Here is an 18,333-nt window from a genome sequence, read left to right as displayed (position 1 = left end):
TTAGTCCCTTTTAAATATGTGATTAACGAGGAAACCCTATAAATTCGGGAAATATCAATTTTGGCACACTATCTGCATTATATATTTTAGTTAAGTTAAATTGCTCTTTATTGCTCCAACAGCGGAGGTAAAGAGTTACGCTAAAAAGGTTCACCTTTTTAGCAAACACAAAATTCAAAAACTAATTAACTGCAACGTCGTAGTTATCTATTAGTTTGGCAAAGTAGCCTGTCACTCTCCATGTTATGTGGAACAGAGTGCCAGGCTTTTTTTATTTTTAAATTTTAGTTTTAGTTAAGAGGAATAACAGATGAAACACTCGGTTAAAAGAATAAAGCAGCAAGTTTGTCATGCTGTAATAGCGACTACTGTTGCTTTATCAACGATTAGTGTCAGCCTATCTGCTTCGGCCGAAGAGTTAGGCTACCCAGAGAAGGAAGAGTTAACCTTTGGTTTTATAAAGCTTACTGATATGGCTCCTATTGCAGTTGCTTATGAGAAAGGCTTTTTCGAAGATGAAGGTTTGTATGTGACTATCGAAGCACAAGCAAACTGGAAAGTTTTACTTGATGGCGTTATTGATGGACGTCTTGATGGTGCACATATGCTCGCTGGTCAACCGATCGCGGCGAATATCGGCTATGGTACCAAGGCAGAGATTATTACGCCATTTTCAATGGATTTAAACGGTAATGCCATTACTGTTTCGAATAAAATCTGGGAAGAGATGAAAGGTAATATACCAAAGCAACCTGATGGTCGACCGGTACATCCTATCAAAGCGGATTCGCTTAAACCTGTTGTAGAAAAATACTTAGATCAAGGTAAGCCATTTAACATGGGCATGGTTTTCCCAGTATCTACTCACAATTATGAGCTGCGCTATTGGTTAGCCGCTGGCGGTATTCATCCAGGATTTTATGCTCCTGCAAAAGGTGACACATCAGGGCAAATTGACGCTGATGTTCTACTTTCAGTAACGCCACCGCCACAAATGCCTGCAACAATGGAAGCTGGGACTATCTATGGATACTGTGTTGGCGAACCTTGGAATCAACAGGCTGTATTTAAAGGTATCGGTGTACCTGTGGTAACAGATTATGAGATTTGGAAAGATAACCCTGAAAAAGTCTTTGGTATTACTAAGGAGTTCGCTGAGAAAAACCCAAATACCACTATCCGTTTAACAAGAGCCCTGATCCGTGCGGCTAAATGGTTAGATGAAGAGAACAACAAAAACCGTGGTGAAGCAGTTAAAATTCTTGCTCAATCAAATTACGTTGGTGCTGACGCCGAAGTTATTGGCAATTCAATGACAGGGACATTTGAATATGAGAAAGGCGATAAACGCGCGGTACCAGACTTCAATGTTTTCTTCCGTTACAACGCCACTTATCCATATTACTCAGACGCTATTTGGTATTTAACTCAAATGCGCCGTTGGGGCCAAATCAGTGATGATAAACCTGATTCTTGGTACAAAGAAATTGCCCAAAACGTCTATCGTCCTGACATCTATAAAGCTGCTGCAGAGTCTTTAATTGCTGAAAAGTTAATGAACTCAAGTGATTTTCCAACCCTTGCCACAGACAACGGCTATAGAAATCCGCAAACACACTTTATCGACGGTATCGTTTATGACGGCAACAAACCTAACGAATACATCAATAAATTCGCGATTGGTTTAAAAGCCGGCGATAAAATTTAACACGCTAATAAGTATGAATACCTGGAGACTAAAATGACCACATTAATTCGCAAAATTACTGTTAGTACAGTTAATTTACCTGATTGGTTAGTGAGCATAGGACGTAAATCAACATCGCTTATCATGCCTTTTATAGGAATAGTTTGCTTCTTATTTCTTTGGTCATTGTCGGCCAACAACATAGATACGTCTCTAGGTAAGTTTCCTGGTCCTAGTGCGGTAGCTACTCAAGTAGGAAATTTATACCAAGAACATATTGATGAGCGAACCAAAGAAGAGTCGTTTTATCAACGACAAGAGGTTCGCAATAGTGAAAGGCTTGCGAAAGACCCAAGCTATGTTGCAAAAACTCGGGCATATACTGGCAAAGAAACGTTTATCGACCAAATAATCACTAGTTTGGTTACCGTGATGTCAGGTTTTATTTTTGCCGCAATAATTGCTATTCCAATGGGGATTTCAATTGGTTTAAGTAAAACCTTAAATAGTGCGATTAATCCAATCATACAAATATTTAAACCGGTTTCACCACTCGCTTGGCTGCCACTTGTCACTATGGTTGTGAGTGCGGTTTATGTGTCAGACGAGCCTATGTTTGCTAAGTCATTCATAAACTCAATGATCACCGTAACCCTATGTTGTATTTGGCCAATGGTGATCCAAACGTCTGTTGGCGTAGCGTCAATTAATGGTGATTGGCTTAATGTATCAAGAGTATTACGACTACCAGCGCTAACTCACATTCGAAAAATCGTCTTGCCAGCAACCATACCAGCAATTTTTATTGGTATGCGTACTTCGCTTGGTATTGCCTGGATGGTGCTTATTGCCGCAGAAATGTTGGCGCAAAACCCTGGACTTGGCAAATTTGTTTGGGATGAATTTCAAAATGGCAGCTCGCAATCACTAAGTAGAATTATGACTGCCGTTATTGTTATCGGTTTAATAGGTTTCCTTCTAGATCGAGGCATGTTGGTACTACAACGTAAATTATCTTGGGATAAGACGAGCGCAAGCCGCTAAAGCATAGATTGACAAGGCGACAAGGAGAAAATTATGAGTACATTTTTGGATATTAGTAAGATTGATATGGTGTTTCCAACGCCCAAAGGTGATTTTACTGCACTTAAAGAAGTAGATTTAAAGATCAACAAGGGAGAATTTGTATCACTTATCGGACATTCAGGTTGTGGTAAATCTACCGTACTGAACGTGGTTGCAGGTTTATACCAAGCCAGTAAAGGTGGGGTCATTTTAAATAACCGTCATGTTCAAGGCCCAGGCCCGGAACGAGCCGTAGTTTTTCAAAACCACTCTTTATTACCATGGTTAAGCGCATACGAAAATGTAGAGCTTGCGGTTAAAGAAGTGTTTAGTAAATCCATGAATAAGAGAGAGATGAAAGAGTGGATAGAACATAATCTTAAGCTTGTTCATATGGAGCACGCCATGCACAAACGTCCCGATGAAATATCGGGTGGTATGAAACAACGTGTGGGTATTGCTAGAGCTCTGGCGATGCAACCGCAAGTGTTGTTAATGGATGAGCCTTTTGGCGCACTCGATGCTTTGACTCGAGCTCATATGCAAGATTCACTAATGGAAATACAAGAAGAATTAAAAAATACCGTCATTATGATCACTCACGATGTCGATGAAGCGGTATTACTGAGTGACAAAATAGTGATGATGACAAACGGACCCGCTGCAACCGTTGGCGAAATACTCGAGGTAAAACTACCTCGTCCGCGCGATAGAATCGCTTTAGCTAATAATGCCGAATATAACCGCTTACGCTCTGCTGTGCTGACGTTTTTATACGAAAAACAACGCAAAGTTGAAGTAATAACCAATAAATCAGCGCCGGCAACTAAAGGTGAAAACAAAACACCTAAAATTGAAGTCGCATAATGAATATCGAATGTAAATTAAACAGATAATAATTTTTTTCAGGGAAAATAAAATGAAACTCAAAAATATAATTAACAATAATAATAAATCACTATTTGCGGTATGCGCGTTAGCGTCTAGCGTACCGTTTATTTCAACTACTGCTGTCGCTGCTGAGGCAACAGCCAACACAAGCAAATCGTTCGTCGATTTTCGCCTGCGCTTTGAATCCGTTGAGCAAGACAATGCGTTAGAGGATGCAGAAGCATTAACGTTGCGTACCTTAGTTCATTATCAAACCAAAAATTTCAATGGTTTATCGGCGGTTGTTGAATTTGAAGATTCACGTGATGTTAATGATGTTGAGGATTATAACGATGCCACTGGTAATAACACTGAGTACTCGGTTATTGCCGATCCAAATACGACGGAGCTTGATCAAGGGTTTATTCAATATAAAGGCAAGGGCATTACTGCAAAAGTAGGGCGACAAGTTATTACGTTTGATGGTCATCGATTTGTCGGTCATGTCGGCTGGCGTCAGGACAAGCAAACCTTTGATGGTGTGAGTTTTAACTATAGCAATGACAAATTAAGTGCCAGTTATGCTTACATCAACAAACGTAACCGTATTTTTGCGGAAAGCAAAGATATTGAGTCAATGGACCATTTAATTAATGCTAGCTATAAGTTAGGTTTTGGTAAGTTAACGGGTTACGGTTACTTACTTGAAGTGGACCAAGACACAGATAATGCATTAGATACGTTCGGTGTTAGCCTAGATGGTAAAGGGAAACTGTTCTCAAATGACGTTAATTACCGTTTTGAATATGCGACGCAAACCAGTGAAACGGGAGCGAGTGAATATGATGCCGATTACATTAACGTTGAAGGTGGTATCGCCCTTGGTAAGTTTAATTTCAAAATAGGGCTAGAGGCACTAGGCAGTGACGATGGTCAATACGGTTTCTCAACACCGTTAGCCACTTTGCATAAGTTTAACGGTTGGAGCGATCAATTTTTGGGTACGCCAACTGTTGGTTTAAATGATATTTATGTTAGTGCTAGTACTAAATTGCTTGGTGGAAGTGTACTTGTAGCCTTGCATGACTTTAGTGCAAACGATGATGGCTATGGTATTGATGATTTAGGCTCTGAATTAAACGTTCAATATGCAACCAAGTTTGCGACTTATTTTAATGGCGGGATCAAATTTGCGGCGTATTCTGCAGGCGATGATGCGGCTGGTAAAGTAGATACCGATAAAGTTTGGTTATGGGTAGGAGCACGTTTCTAATTCGAGTAAATAAACCAAGAAATCTAAAGTTTACGATGTTCGACCTAGATGAGCATATATAGATAATTTGTTCTTTAAACATTATCAATCGTGTACTTTATGATATCCAACCTGAATAAATTCGTTGTTTATTGGAAACCTTCTAGTAAATAGCGAATTTATTTTCACTAAAAAACTGCACTTAATTTGTGCGCCCGGTCGTTATAAGTGCAACAGCCTACCTAGTTGATTAGTCTAAAGAGTCTTAAGTTTATGTTTATAAACAAGTAATTACTAATTGGTTTGTTGGCACCAGCATTGCTTTGTAATAACTAGTTTTAAAATTTTAATAATTTTTTGGAGTTAGTTATGAGTGAACAAGCAGGCTTTAAGCTGCTGTCCTTTACCGGGAAGATGAAGACTCTTCATTTGAGTTGGATGGCATTTTTTATTACTTTTGTGGTCTGGTTTAACCATGCACCATTACTTGCTGTAATAGGAGATAGCTTAGGGTTATCGGCTAGTGAAATAAAAACACTATTAATTCTTAACGTCGCATTGACCATTCCGGCTCGTGTGATTATAGGGATGCTTACCGACCGATATGGACCTAAGATTACGTTTACCTGTGTTCTCGCCTTTTGTAGTATTCCATGCTTTATGTTTGCCCTGGCTGATTCATTTGAACAGGCAGCAATTTCCCGTTTCCTATTAGGGTTTATTGGTGCTGGTTTTGTTATCGGTATCCGTATGGTAAGTGAATGGTTTCCTGCCAATGAACTTGGCACAGCTGAAGGTATATACGGCGGCTGGGGCAACTTTGGCTCTGCAGCCGGTGCAATGTCCTTACCAGCGATTGCGTTGTTATTTGGCGGAGAAGATGGTTGGAGATATGCGATTGGCTTAACCGGTTTAATGAGCTTATTATTTAGTGCGATTTGGTATTTTAACGTAAATGACACACCAAAGGGCTCAACGTATTTTAAACCAAAACAAACTGGTGCAATGGAAGTTACAAGTAAAGGTGACTTTTGGTTACTATTAATCATGAAGCTTCCAATGTATGGTGCATTAGCGTTACTTACTTGGAAGCTTTCACCAAATGGCGTTAGTTTGTTAACAGAACAAACAGCGATAGTTGCATACATCGGTTTAGTGCTGTTATTTCTATTTGAAGTAAAGCAAACATATAAGGTTAATGGTCACGTATTTAAAAAGCCTGTCCCTGAAATTCACCAATATAAATTTAAGCAAGTTGCTGTACTCAATGTGTTGTATTTTGCCACGTTCGGCTCTGAGCTGGCTGTGGTTTCTATGTTGCCGCTATTTTTTGCTGACGTATTTAGTTTAGATATGGTTTATGCTGGCTTATTAGCTTCTCTTTATGCTTTTATGAATCTAATGTCTCGACCTGGTGGAGGCTGGATCAGCGATAAGTTTGGTCGCAAGAAAACCTTATTGATTTTAACTGCAGGCTTAGCAGCAGGTTACCTAACCATGTCTGCGATTGATAGCAGTTGGCCACTAGCGTTAGCGGTAATTGCTGCAATGGCTTGTTCTTTCTTCGTTCAAGCGGGTGAAGGTGCGGTATTTGCTGCAGTACCGTTGATCAAACGTCGTTTAACCGGGCAAATTGCCGGCATGACAGGTGCTTATGGTAACGTTGGCGCTGTGGTATATTTGACCGTTCTTTCTATGGTAAGTTATCAGCAGTTCTTCTTAGTAATTGCAGCTACTGCAGTGGTTGGTTTCATTACCTTAATGTTTATGGAAGAGCCTCAAGGAACCATTACAGAAGTAAAAGAAGATGGTTCAATTGAACTAATTAGTGTGTCTTAATACAGATATATGGGAATAAAAATCATGCTGTTTAAATTACGTCTATTCAGGAAAATGGAACAAGCATGTCAATAAATGAAGATGTCACTGTAAGTCATCAACAAAGTTCAACTGCGCAATTGCAGTTGAACTTTGGTGGTTATTCTTGTGCTGGAAAAAAATCTCAAAATCAAGATGCTTTTGCTGCATATACGCCTAACGACAATGAGTTATCTTCGAAGGGGGTCGTTGCTGCTATTGCTGACGGTGTATCGAGTGCTTCGAAAGCGGCAGAGGCTGCACAAATTGCTGTCACTCAGTTTATTGAACAATATTACTCAACCCCTGCAACATGGTCGACACAGAAATCAGCAGCCAAAGTTTTAACTAGCTTAAATCAATGGTTATATTCTCAGACCGACAATTCAACAGGGCAGGCACAGCAATGGTTGACAACCTTTTCGGCGTTTATAGCTAAATCTTCAACGGGTTACCTATTTCATTTAGGCGATACACGCATCAGCGTTTTTAAAAACAACCTGCTTGAAACCATCACTAACGATCATAATCGTAAACAAGGCGCTACCAGCGCCATCTTAACACGAGCGTTAGGAGCAGATTCTCGATTACAAGTCGATGTTCACCAAGTTGATATTCATGTTGGTGATGTATATGTATTAACATGTGACGGAGTGCACGATTTTGTATCAGCAAAATGCATTAAGCAAAAGCTATCGAGGTTAACGTCACAGCCTAGTGAGCAGGAGCTTGAAAAAGTCAGTAAAAGTATTGTTCAACGAGCGATTGCCAATGGCAGTGATGACAATGTAAGTTGTTTATTGGTTTTTGTAAAAGCTACACCTAATCGCAAGGCTGAAGAAATTGAACGTAACTTGTTGAGCCGCCGTATACCGCCTGCATTAAATGTTGGTCATAAGCTTGATGGTTACAAAATAGTTAAAGTAATTCATGCCAGTACTCGATCTCACCTTTACCTAGCTGAGCATGAAGGTGAAACTTCGCCAGTGGTAATTAAGATACCGTCGCAAAATTTTGCGCAAGATGCTATTTATCTGCAAGGGTTCATGCGGGAAGCATGGGTAGGCGAGCGGATAAATCATTGCAATGTAATGAGAGTAAAGAGCGATCAAAAGAATAGTCGCTTCCTTTACCATGTTTGTGAATATATAGAAGGACAGACATTAACAGAGTGGATGTTTGATAATCCAAAGCCGAATATTTCAGAAGTTAGAGAAATTGTTAGTCAAATTGTTTCAGCGTTAAGAACATTCCAACGCTTAGAGTTAGTGCATCGAGATCTAAAACCTGACAATATCATGATCGACAAGTATGGCAGTGTAAAGCTTATCGATTATGGCACAGCGCTTATCGCTTCTTTAGACGAAAATAATGAAACCCTTACCGAAACTGTGCCGCAAGGTTCACTGAATTATATTGCTCCAGAGACCTTGTTAGAATTAAAAGCGAATAACATTAGCGATCTATTTTCACTGGGCGTTATTTGTTATGAAATGCTTAGTGGTGAGCTTCCATTTAAACCAATGAAAACTGCGACAATAACTCAAACAGAATATCAGCAATGGCAATATCGTAGTATAAAACAGTTTCGACCAGACTTGCCTTTATGGCTTGATTTGAGCCTTATGCAATGTACACAGCCAGATCCTAAATTAAGGTATCAAGCGTTTTCAGAGTTAGAAGTTGACTTGAAAAAGCCCAATCTAACAGCGGTTGAGGAATATAAGAAGCAACCGATATTAAAGCGCAATCCTGTTAAATTCTGGCAGGGTATTTCATTGGCTTTGTTTATCTCTTTAATTATTTCTATCGCAGCATAATATAGCAACCTTAAACACTTTAACATTTTTCTAACCTGCTCAATTTATCAGAAAAATATCCTGTGTATGTTTTATATATAAAAATACAAATTAAGTATTGACACTTACTCTATCTAGATGATTAAATCATATAATACATAGAAACGCTCTGCTGCGTGTCTCTCACAATAATAATTTTTGTATAAAGGTTTAATTTAAATGCTAGATAGTCGTTTTGTATTACTCGGTAATGAAGATAACGTATTCGTTTGTTGTGAACGGGTACTTGCAGGCACGGAAGTTTGTTTAGAAGGTATCTCTGTCGCGCTTAATACTAACATTGATGTTGGTCATAAAATTGCTAGATACAACCTTAAGTCTGGCGAGAAAATAATTAAATATGGTGCGCCAATTGGCTCGACAGTTAGCAATATAAACTTTGCGGAACACATACATATGCACAATATGAAAAGTGATTATATAGCAAGTCATACACGTCAAAACAAAAGCGGAGAAGCATAATGCTAGGATATCTGAGAGCTGACGGACGTAAAGGAATACGTAATATCGTATTGGTTACCTACTTGGTTGAATGCGCGCACCACGTTGCCAGAGAAATTGTCAATCAAAGTGGTACAGATGACGTTCACTTGATTGGTTTTCAAGGTTGTTACCCTAATGAATATTCTCTAAAGCTAATGGAACAGCTATGCACTCATCCTAATATCGCTGGCGTTTTAAATGTCTCTTTAGGTTGTGAAGGATTTAATCGCGAGCAATTGACAAAAACAATAGAAGACAGCCAACGTCCTGTTGAAACGTTAGTCATTCAGAAATCTGGTGGTACAAGAACGACTATAGAAGCTGGCTTAGAAAAAGTGAAAGAGTTGAGAGCTATCGCGGCTCAAGCACCTGTTGTTGCGATGGAAACCAGTGAATTAGTTATAGGTACTATTTGTGGAGGATCAGACGGCACTAGTGGTATTGGTGCAAATCCTGCAGTCGGTCACTGTTTTGATACGTTAATTGAGCAAGGTGCTGCGTGTATCTTCGAAGAGACCGGTGAACTAATTGGCTGTGAACAAATCATGGCTGAACGTGCTATTACACCAGAACTTGGCGAAGAAATTATGAAGTCGGTTGAAAAAGCCGAAAATTACTATACCCAAATGGGATATGGTAGTTTTGCACCTGGTAATGCTGAAGGTGGATTAACCACACAAGAAGAAAAATCAATGGGTGCATACGCAAAATCTGGCAGTTCAAAAATACATGGTTTAATTAAACCTGGTGATATTCCCCAACAAGGTGGTCTGTATTTAATGGATGTTGTACCGGACGATACACCAATATTTGGTTTCCCTAATATTGCAGATAGTGCTGAAATAATGGAAATGGTAGCCTCTGGAGCACACATTACCTTATTTACGACTGGCCGAGGGTCGGTAGTCGGATCTGCAATATCACCAGTAATTAAAATATGTGCAAACCCTGAAACCTATAAAAATCTTACTGAAGATATGGATATTAATGCCGGTAAAGTTATCACCGGAGATGCGACAATAGCCCAAGTAGGTGATGAAATATTTGAACTGGTTAAAGATCTTGCCAGTGGCAAACAATCTAAATCGGAAGCGTTAGGTCATCAAGAAAGTATAATTACCTATAAAAGATTTGATGCGATTGGTCCTTCATGTTTACCAACGATTAGATAACCGATTTAGTAATAAGACTATAGAAAAAGAATAGTAAACAATGGGTAACATACATGTTTAATAAAAGGCAGATTGGTAACACCAACTTAAACGTAACTGAATTAGGTTTTGGTGCCGCAACACTTGGTAATTTATACCATGTTATGTCTGACGAAAATGCACAAAATAGTATCGCTAAAGCTATGGAATTAGGGCTTAATCAGTTTGATACTGCGCCTTATTATGGTTTTGGTTTAAGTGAACGCAGAGTTGGTGATGCATTACGAGAATATGACAGTAGTGATTATATTATTTCTACTAAAGTAGGGCGGATTTTAGAGCCATGCGCGAAAGCAGAAGATAAATACGGTTTTTGTTCGCCAATGCCGTTTGAACCGAAATATGATTATTCTTACGATGGCATTATGCGCTCATTCGAACATAGCCTTCAGCGATTGGGGCTTTCGAAAATTGATATTTTATACATGCATGATATTGGTCGCGTAACTCATGGCGATGATCATGATAGGTTGTTTAAAATAGCAATGGAAGGTGGATATAAAGCGATGGACGAGCTTCGCTCACAAGGCCTTGTTTCAGCGATCGGTTTAGGCGTTAACGAATACGAGGTCTGCGAACAAGCAATGGACCATGGCTACTTTGATTGCTTCTTATTAGCTGGTCGCTATACCTTATTAGAACAAAAAGCGCTAGAAAGTTTCTTACCGCGTTGTTTAAAAGAAAATAGTTCAATCGTACTTGGGGGTCCATATAATTCAGGGATCCTCGCGACCGGAGTGAAACGTCAAGGTGTGACTCCAAATTACAACTATGAGCCGGCGAGTCGTGAGATCATTAGCTTGGTTTCTAAATTTGAAGATGTTTGCGCAAATTACAATGTACCACTTGCAGCAGCAGCGTTGCAGTTTCCTTTAGCGCACCCTAGTGTAGTATGTGTTATTCCTGGTTTAAGCTCTGCCAGTAGAGTTGAAACTACGGTTGCACAAATGCAACATGTTATTCCAAGTGAGTTCTGGTCTGAGTTAAAAACAAATGGCTTATTGTCTCTTGATGCTCCAGTACCTTCTGGTAAATAAAGAGAAGAAAAATGCGAATTGATTCTCATCAACACTTTTGGCAAGTGAGCCGCGGTGACTACGACTGGCTTACACCAGATTTGCAGTTATTGTACAAAGATTTTTTGCCTACTGATATACAGCCCCTTTTGAAACAGGCACAAATTACCAAAACAATATTGGTGCAAGCCGCAGCAACAACACAAGAAACTGATTTTATGTTAAAGCTTGCACAGCAACATAACTTTATTGCTGGAGTTGTTGGCTGGGTAGACTTCGAAAGCGAACAAGGCTTAATTGATTTGCAACGTTTTAGTCAAAATTCCTTATTTAAAGGAGTAAGACCAATGCTGCAAGATATCGATGATGCTAACTGGATTTTAAACCCCAAATTTGCCCCGATTTTTGAAAAGCTGATCAGTAAGGATTTAACTTTTGATGCATTAGTACTACCTAAGCATTTGGATGTGATTATTACTTTAAGTAATCGTTATCCCGAATTAAACATAGTGATTGATCATGGCGCAAAGCCCGAGATTGAAAGTGGTGAAACCGCTGATTGGTATGAAAAAATGGCGGTTATTGCTGCCAGCGCTAACGTGTATTGCAAGCTTTCAGGATTAGTTACTGAGGCTGGCGAAAAACCAGAATTATCGACGATTGCGCCTTATATGCATCACTTGTTGAAGTGTTTTGGCTCTAAACGACTGATGTGGGGGAGTGATTGGCCTGTGATAAACCTGGCTAGCGATTACAACCAATGGGTTAAACAAGTCGAGAAATTTGTTTTACCTTTGACAGCGCAAGAACAACAAAGTATTTGGGCAACAACAGCACAAAATTTTTACACAATAGATTGTTAATAAAAAATAAATACAATAGGTTTTAAGATGAGTAGTAAGTTTGAAGGAAAGTTTGCATTAATCACAGGAGCAGGCAGCGGTATTGGTCAAAGCACAGCGTTAAAACTTGCAGAGCAAGGTGCCCATATCATTATTGTTGATTTAGATATTGAAGCAGCCAATGCCACATTACAAACAATAGAAGAACTTGGTGCAGAAGCAAGTGTGTACCAATGTAACATTGCTGATAATGCGCAAGTAAGTGAAGTAGTAGCGTCTATTTTGGATAAACACCCAATTGATATTCTTATTAATAATGCTGGTATCGCTCATGTTGGAAATTTAGAAAATACAACAGAAGATGATTTAGATCGGATCTACAACGTCAATGTAAAGGGCGCATACAACATGATGCACTCAGTGATTGGATCGATGAAGAAACAACAATCGGGAGTTATCTTGAATTTAGCCTCAATAGCGGCATCTGTTGGTATTGAAGACCGATTTGCCTACTCGATGAGTAAAGGCGCTGTATTAACAATGACTTATTCAGTTGCTCGCGATTACATTAACGATGGAATTCGCTGTAACTGTATTTCACCTGGTCGAGTACACACTCCATTTGTAGATAATTTTATTGAAAAAAACTATCCGGATAATCAAGAAGAAGTGTTTACAAAATTATCAAAAAGTCAGCCAATTGGGCGTATGGGTAAGGTTGACGAAATGGCTGCGTTAATTAGTTATTTATGTTCTGATGATGCTGCGTTTATAACTGGCAGTAACTTCCCGATTGATGGTGGTTTCGTCACCCTTAATAATTAAGTTTCTATTAAAAAATAAAAATTATAATAAGAAGAGAGATAACTCCATGACTGGGCAAACATTAAAAGTAGAAGACGATAGCAGTATGCTAAAGGACACACCTTCAACGTCACCTGAATTGATCCCTAAAAAATATTTAATATCATTTATTTTAGTGACATTATGTTTCCCGTTGTGGGGTTTTGCTAATGACATAACCAATCCTTTGGTTAAGGCATTTTCAAAAGTACTGCAAATGTCAGCAGCAGAGGGCACTTGGGTTCAAGTCGCTTTTTACGGTGGATATGGGGTAATGGCGATTCCTGCCGCTATTTTCATTAAAAAATTCTCATACAAAGCTGGTTTAATGACTGGACTTGCGTTTTATGCTTTGGGGGCTTTGTTGTTTCTACCAGCAGCTGGCGCTCAATCATTTACCTACTTTTTAATCGCCTTTTTCGTGATGACTTGTGGTTTATCATTCTTAGAAACAAGTGCTAACCCTTATGTGCTTTCAATGGGACCTGCGGCAACTGCAACACAACGATTAAACCTAGCACAAGCCTTTAACCCTGTAGGCTCTCTATTAGGTATGTTTGTTGCCACTCAGTTTATAATTCAAAAATTGAACCCTGCGAGTGATGCTGAACGTCGAGAGTTGGCTGCAGATGGTTCACAACAGGCGATAGAACAACTATCAGCAATTACTGCAAATGATTTGGAAGTAATACGAGATCCGTATTTAGCAATAGGGGTTGTTGTATTGTTTGTTTTAGCTGTTATTGCTTTTAAGACAATGCCAAGAACAGGTGCTAAGTCTGAAGGGGTAGATTTAACAGGTACGTTTAAGCGATTAATTGCTAATCAAAACTACCGCGAAGGTGTAATCGCTCAAATGTTTTATGTTGGCGCGCAAATTATGTGTTGGACGTTCATTATTCATTACGGCACTGAAGTATTTATGGAGCTTGGGATGACTGAGCAAGCAGCGGAGGCGAAATCACAGACGTTTAACATTTATGCCATGGTGATTTTCTGTTTAAGTCGCTTTATTTGTACGTTTTTATTGAAATATGTCAACCCTGGTAAGTTGTTGATGCTTCTTTCTGCCGGCGGCATGTGCTTTACAGCTGCGACGATATTCTTAGATGGTATTATGGGGATGTATACCTTAGTCGGTATATCAGCATGTATGTCATTAATGTTCCCAACTATATATGGTATTGCGTTAACTGGTACTGGTGAAGATGCGAAATTGGGCGCAGCTGGCCTTATCATGGCGATCGTTGGTGGTACATTCTTACCTATGGCGCAAGCAACTATTATCGATATGAATGTTGTATTTGATAGTTTCTCAGCAACCAAAGCTTCGTTCGTTTTACCATTTATTTGCTTTGTAGTTATCGCTTTATACGGCAAACGCTCTCAGCAACATATACCAAGTTAAGACTTATAATATGACCACAAGACATTGTTTTGCTTTAGATTTAAAAGATGATCCAAACTTAATAGCTGAATATAAAAAGCACCATAGTGCTAGTAATGTATGGCCAGAGATTATCGATAGTATCAAAGGGGCAGGAATAGAGTTATTGGATATTTATCTGGTTGGAAATCGTTTGTTTATGATCATGGAAGTTAATGACTCATTTTCATTCGAAGATAAGAAAAAGTCCGATGAAAATAACCCTAAAGTTGTTGCTTGGGAAGATTTAATGTGGACATTTCAACAGCAATTACCTTGGGCTAAAGGCAATGAAAAATGGTTGTTAATGGATAAAATTTTTACTCTTTAAATTTTGCTTAGCTAGGCACAATTTAAAAAACTAATTAAACAAATGTAAATAGGATTAGAAAAATGAAATTATTACGTGTAGGTGATTTAGGTCAGGAAAAACCTGCTATTTTAGATAACGATGGTGTAATTCGTGACTTATCAGCCCATGTTAACGACATTGATAGCGATTTTTTGTCGCAAGATATGGCTGCAAAAATTTCAGCAATTGATTTGTCGTCACTACCGGTAGTTGCTGATAACGTGCGTAAAGGTGCCGTTGTAGCCAACGTTGGAAAGTTTATTTGTGTTGGCTTAAATTACGCTGATCATGCTGCAGAGTCAGGTATGGATGTTCCATCTGAGCCAGTATTATTTATGAAAGCTACTTCAGCAATTATTGGCCCAAATGACACGGTTCTTATGCCGCCAAAATCAGAAAAATCAGATTGGGAAGTTGAGCTAGGTGTGGTTATTGGTAAGGAAGCTAGATATGTATCTGAAGAAGATGCATTAGATCATGTTGCTGGATACTGTGTTATCAATGACTTATCTGAACGTGAATACCAAATTGAACGTGAAGGTCAATGGTGTAAAGGTAAAGGGTGTGACACTTTCGGTCCGATCGGTCCTTATTTAGTGACCACTGACGAAGTTAAAGATACTGGCGATTTAGGTATTTGGTTAGAACTAAACGGCGAGAGAGTTCAAGATGGCAGTACCAATACTATGGTATATAAAGTACCATTTTTAGTACATTACATCAGCCAGTTTATGAGCTTGCAACCAGGTGACATCATCAGTACTGGTACCCCACCTGGCGTTGGCTTTGGTATGACTCCTCAAAAATATCTAAAAGAAGGCGATGTTATGCGTCTAGGTATCGATGGTTTGGGTGTTCAACAGCAAACTGTAGAACGTTACAAGGCATAATTAGAGTTAGTAAAGATTAGGAACCTTAAATGATCATCTCGTCCCCAAGTGATTACCGCGATGCGGCTAAGAAAATTTTGCCTCCATTTTTGTTTCATTACATTGATGGTGGTTCTTATGCTGAACATACACTTCGACGTAATGTTGATGATTTAGCTGACATAGGGTTAAAGCAGCGTGTGTTAAATGATATGTCTGAGCTAGACTTATCTACCGACATTTTCGGTGAAAAAATGAGACTACCTATTTCATTAGCACCTGTCGGTTTAACAGGGATGTATGCTCGTAGAGGGGAAGTTCAAGCGGCAAGGGCTGCAGAAAAAAAAGGCATTTCATTTACCATGTCGACGGTTTCTGTTTGTCCGATCGAAGAGGTTGCGCCCGCAATACAAAGGCCGATGTGGTTTCAGCTATATGTGCTTAAAGACCGTGGTTTTATGAAAAATGTCTTAGAGCGGGCGAAAGCTGCTGGGGTTAAAACTCTAGTTTTTACTGTTGATATGCCAATCCCAGGTGCACGCTATCGCGATATGCATTCAGGGATGAGTGGTTCTTTTGCTTCGATGCGCCGTATTTATCAAGCGATGCGACACCCTAAATGGGCGTTTGATGTTGGCGTATTTGGTAAACCTCATGATTTAGGTAATGTGTCGGCTTATCGCGGCGAAGCAACTAATTTAGAAGATTATATCGGTTGGCTAGGCAGTAATTTTGACCCTTCTATATCTTGGAAAGACTTAGAATGGATACGAGACTTCTGGGATGGGCCTATTGTGATTAAGGGCATTTTAGATGTAGATGATGCCAAAGATGCTGCAAAATTTGGCGCGGACGGTATCGTTGTTTCTAATCACGGTGGCCGTCAATTAGATGGTGTTATGTCGTCGGCAAAAGCCTTACCTGCAATCGCCGATGCGGTCAAAGGGGATATGAAGATCATTGTTGACTCTGGTATTCGCTCTGGTCTTGATGTTGTGCGAATGCTTGCATTAGGCGCCGATCATACTATGTTGGGCCGCTCATTTATTTACGCATTAGCCGCTAAAGGCCAAGCGGGAGTAGAAAATCTACTCGACCTGTATGATAAGGAAATGCGCGTAGCAATGACATTAACGGGCGCGAATAGTCTCGCTGATATTAATCAAGAATTATTGATGCAGTCATTTTAATACAGACTTGTATAAAGAAGTGATAAGAAAAAATAAACCAGCGCTATAATTAATTTTATGGCGCTTTTTTTCATTTACAGAATATTAATTTCCTAGTTTTTTATGATAAACATTACTAATTATAAGCATCCCAAGCTAACCATAAATCATTGGCAGGTTGGTAAAGCCGAGCGATGGTGCATTCTCGGACGTAACGGCTCTGGTAAGCAATATATTGATCAATTACTCACTGGTCGTATATCGCCTGCGTCTGCAAAGGAGTTGAGCCTTCCTAACCCGGATAAAGTTGCATTGGTTTCGTTTGAGACGCAGCAACAAATCTATGAAAACGAATTAAAACTAGATGCTACTGATTATATAGATACTAACGATATTGGCACTAAAGCTAAAGACTTTTTACCATCGAACAAACTCAATGAACCGATTATTGATGAACTTGGTTTAAGACATCGACTTGAATCTGGTTATCGCCAATTAAGTACAGGTGAAGGACGCAAACTGCTGATATTGCAAGCCATTTTAAATGGTGCCGAACTATTGGTTTGTGACAATCCGTTTGATAGCTTAGATGAAGAATCCTGTATTGCATTGTCAGCCGCATTAGAGCGTTTATCGAACTCTGCGATTAACGTACTACTTATGCTTAGTAATCGTCAGGATATCCCAACTTGGTGTGAGAAGGTTGCCTTTATTGAACGTGGACATTTAAATGTGATTGGTGATCTAAATAGTGATGTCACTAAGCAGCAACTAGATACATTATTAACGCCTACTCTTGATGACGTTGCTTGGCCAGAAAGAAGTAAACAGTTAACGGATTATCAATATGATTATTTAGTTAAGTTAGTACAAGGTAAGGTTCATTATAATGGTGTGGATGTTTTTTCTAATTTAGATGTGCAGATTAAGCCTTTACAGCATACGTTAATAACTGGTGCTAACGGCACTGGTAAATCAACACTCGTGCAATTGATCACGGGAGATTGTACGCAATGTTATAGTAATAATATTGAGGTTTTAGGTTATAAGCGTGGCTCAGGTGAAAGTATTTGGGAGCTTAAAAAACAGATGGGGATTGTTAGCTCTGAATTACATCGCCAATATCGAGTGAACGGCCAGCTATTAACCGTCGTTACTTCAGGATTTTTCGACTCTATAGGTTTGTATCAAACGCCTGAGAATTATCAAATTGAAATAGCTCGTCAATGGTTAAATAAAGTCGGTTTAATTGAACATCAATATACTAGTTTTAATGATTTAAGCTACGGTGAGCAGCGACTTGCACTTATTGCTAGAGCACTGGTTAAGTCGCCATATTTACTAATTTTAGATGAACCAACCCAAGGTTTAGATGAGTTAAATAGACACAGAGTACTCAATTTTATTGAACACTTAGCAACACAGAAACACAGCACTATTATTTTAGTTAGTCACCGTAAAGATGAATTTTTACCTATATTCAGTCAACATATTAGTTTGTAATTATTTATCCTCTAGTACAAAAAAGGCAA

The 18,333-nt window shown here is 39.1% G+C and carries 16 protein-coding genes; all 16 read left to right on the top strand.

Features of this window, described 5'->3' with window-relative positions; translation table 11 throughout:
* Positions 1 to 310 precede the first annotated feature (310 nt).
* The 16 genes from LT090_RS09360 (at position 311) to LT090_RS09285 (ending at position 18,304) form a co-directional block, all read left to right on the top strand.
* A complete protein-coding gene (locus LT090_RS09360; RefSeq protein WP_068545514.1) occupies positions 311 to 1,708 on the top strand; it encodes a CmpA/NrtA family ABC transporter substrate-binding protein in 1,398 nt (465 codons plus the stop codon).
* A 33-nt stretch (positions 1,709 to 1,741) separates the two neighbouring features.
* A complete protein-coding gene (locus tag LT090_RS09355) occupies positions 1,742 to 2,731 on the top strand; it encodes an ABC transporter permease (protein ID WP_068545515.1) in 990 nt (329 codons plus the stop codon).
* 33 nt (positions 2,732 to 2,764) lie between these two features.
* Positions 2,765 to 3,619 carry an ABC transporter ATP-binding protein gene (locus LT090_RS09350; RefSeq protein WP_068545516.1) on the top strand — a complete coding sequence of 285 codons (855 nt, stop codon included), beginning with the start codon at positions 2,765 to 2,767 and terminating at the stop codon, positions 3,617 to 3,619.
* A 52-nt stretch (positions 3,620 to 3,671) separates the two neighbouring features.
* Entirely contained in the window at positions 3,672 to 4,895 is a 1,224-nt protein-coding gene (locus tag LT090_RS09345; protein ID WP_082897089.1) for an alginate export family protein, read from the top strand.
* Positions 4,896 to 5,243: 348 nt separating this feature from the next.
* Positions 5,244 to 6,713: a NarK family nitrate/nitrite MFS transporter gene (locus LT090_RS09340; RefSeq protein WP_068545517.1), complete on the top strand. Its 1,470-nt coding sequence runs from the start codon at positions 5,244 to 5,246 to the stop codon at positions 6,711 to 6,713.
* Positions 6,714 to 6,778: 65 nt separating this feature from the next.
* Entirely contained in the window at positions 6,779 to 8,551 is a 1,773-nt protein-coding gene (locus LT090_RS09335) for a bifunctional protein-serine/threonine kinase/phosphatase (protein WP_068545518.1), read from the top strand.
* Positions 8,552 to 8,749: 198 nt separating this feature from the next.
* Positions 8,750 to 9,052: a UxaA family hydrolase gene (locus LT090_RS09330; RefSeq protein WP_068545519.1), complete on the top strand. Its 303-nt coding sequence runs from the start codon at positions 8,750 to 8,752 to the stop codon at positions 9,050 to 9,052.
* Complete coding sequence (locus LT090_RS09325; RefSeq protein WP_068545520.1) at positions 9,052 to 10,245, top strand: UxaA family hydrolase; 1,194 nt, start codon at positions 9,052 to 9,054, stop codon at positions 10,243 to 10,245. Before LT090_RS09330 ends, LT090_RS09325 begins: the two co-directional genes overlap by 1 nt.
* 53 nt (positions 10,246 to 10,298) lie before the next feature.
* Positions 10,299 to 11,321 (top strand): aldo/keto reductase, encoded by a 1,023-nt coding sequence (locus LT090_RS09320; protein ID WP_068545521.1) that lies wholly within the window; start codon positions 10,299 to 10,301, stop codon positions 11,319 to 11,321.
* A gap of 11 nt (positions 11,322 to 11,332) precedes the next feature.
* Positions 11,333 to 12,163, top strand: a complete 831-nt coding sequence (locus LT090_RS09315; protein ID WP_068545522.1) for an amidohydrolase family protein — start codon at positions 11,333 to 11,335, stop codon at positions 12,161 to 12,163.
* Positions 12,164 to 12,190: 27 nt separating this feature from the next.
* The gene (locus LT090_RS09310) at positions 12,191 to 12,967 is read left to right on the top strand and encodes an SDR family NAD(P)-dependent oxidoreductase (protein ID WP_068545523.1); all 777 of its coding nucleotides are present in this window, start codon (positions 12,191 to 12,193) and stop codon (positions 12,965 to 12,967) included.
* 46 nt (positions 12,968 to 13,013) lie between these two features.
* Positions 13,014 to 14,393, top strand: coding sequence for an L-fucose:H+ symporter permease (gene fucP / locus LT090_RS09305; protein WP_198360659.1), 1,380 nt, complete (start codon positions 13,014 to 13,016; stop codon positions 14,391 to 14,393).
* 10 nt (positions 14,394 to 14,403) lie between these two features.
* Complete coding sequence (locus tag LT090_RS09300; RefSeq protein WP_068545524.1) at positions 14,404 to 14,742, top strand: L-rhamnose mutarotase; 339 nt, start codon at positions 14,404 to 14,406, stop codon at positions 14,740 to 14,742.
* 62 nt (positions 14,743 to 14,804) lie between these two features.
* On the top strand, positions 14,805 to 15,653 hold the full coding sequence (locus LT090_RS09295) for a fumarylacetoacetate hydrolase family protein (RefSeq protein WP_068545525.1): 849 nt from the start codon (positions 14,805 to 14,807) through the stop codon (positions 15,651 to 15,653).
* Positions 15,654 to 15,682: 29 nt separating this feature from the next.
* Positions 15,683 to 16,822 carry an FMN-dependent L-lactate dehydrogenase LldD gene (lldD, locus tag LT090_RS09290; protein ID WP_068545526.1) on the top strand — a complete coding sequence of 380 codons (1,140 nt, stop codon included), beginning with the start codon at positions 15,683 to 15,685 and terminating at the stop codon, positions 16,820 to 16,822.
* 102 nt (positions 16,823 to 16,924) lie between these two features.
* Positions 16,925 to 18,304 carry an ATP-binding cassette domain-containing protein gene (locus LT090_RS09285; protein WP_068545527.1) on the top strand — a complete coding sequence of 460 codons (1,380 nt, stop codon included), beginning with the start codon at positions 16,925 to 16,927 and terminating at the stop codon, positions 18,302 to 18,304.
* Positions 18,305 to 18,333 lie beyond the last annotated feature (29 nt).

It is taken from the genome of Thalassotalea crassostreae (assembly GCF_001831495.1).
Taxonomy (GTDB): Bacteria; Pseudomonadota; Gammaproteobacteria; order Enterobacterales; family Alteromonadaceae; genus Thalassotalea_A; species Thalassotalea_A crassostreae.
This window is presented reverse-complemented; position numbering and strand designations above follow the sequence as displayed.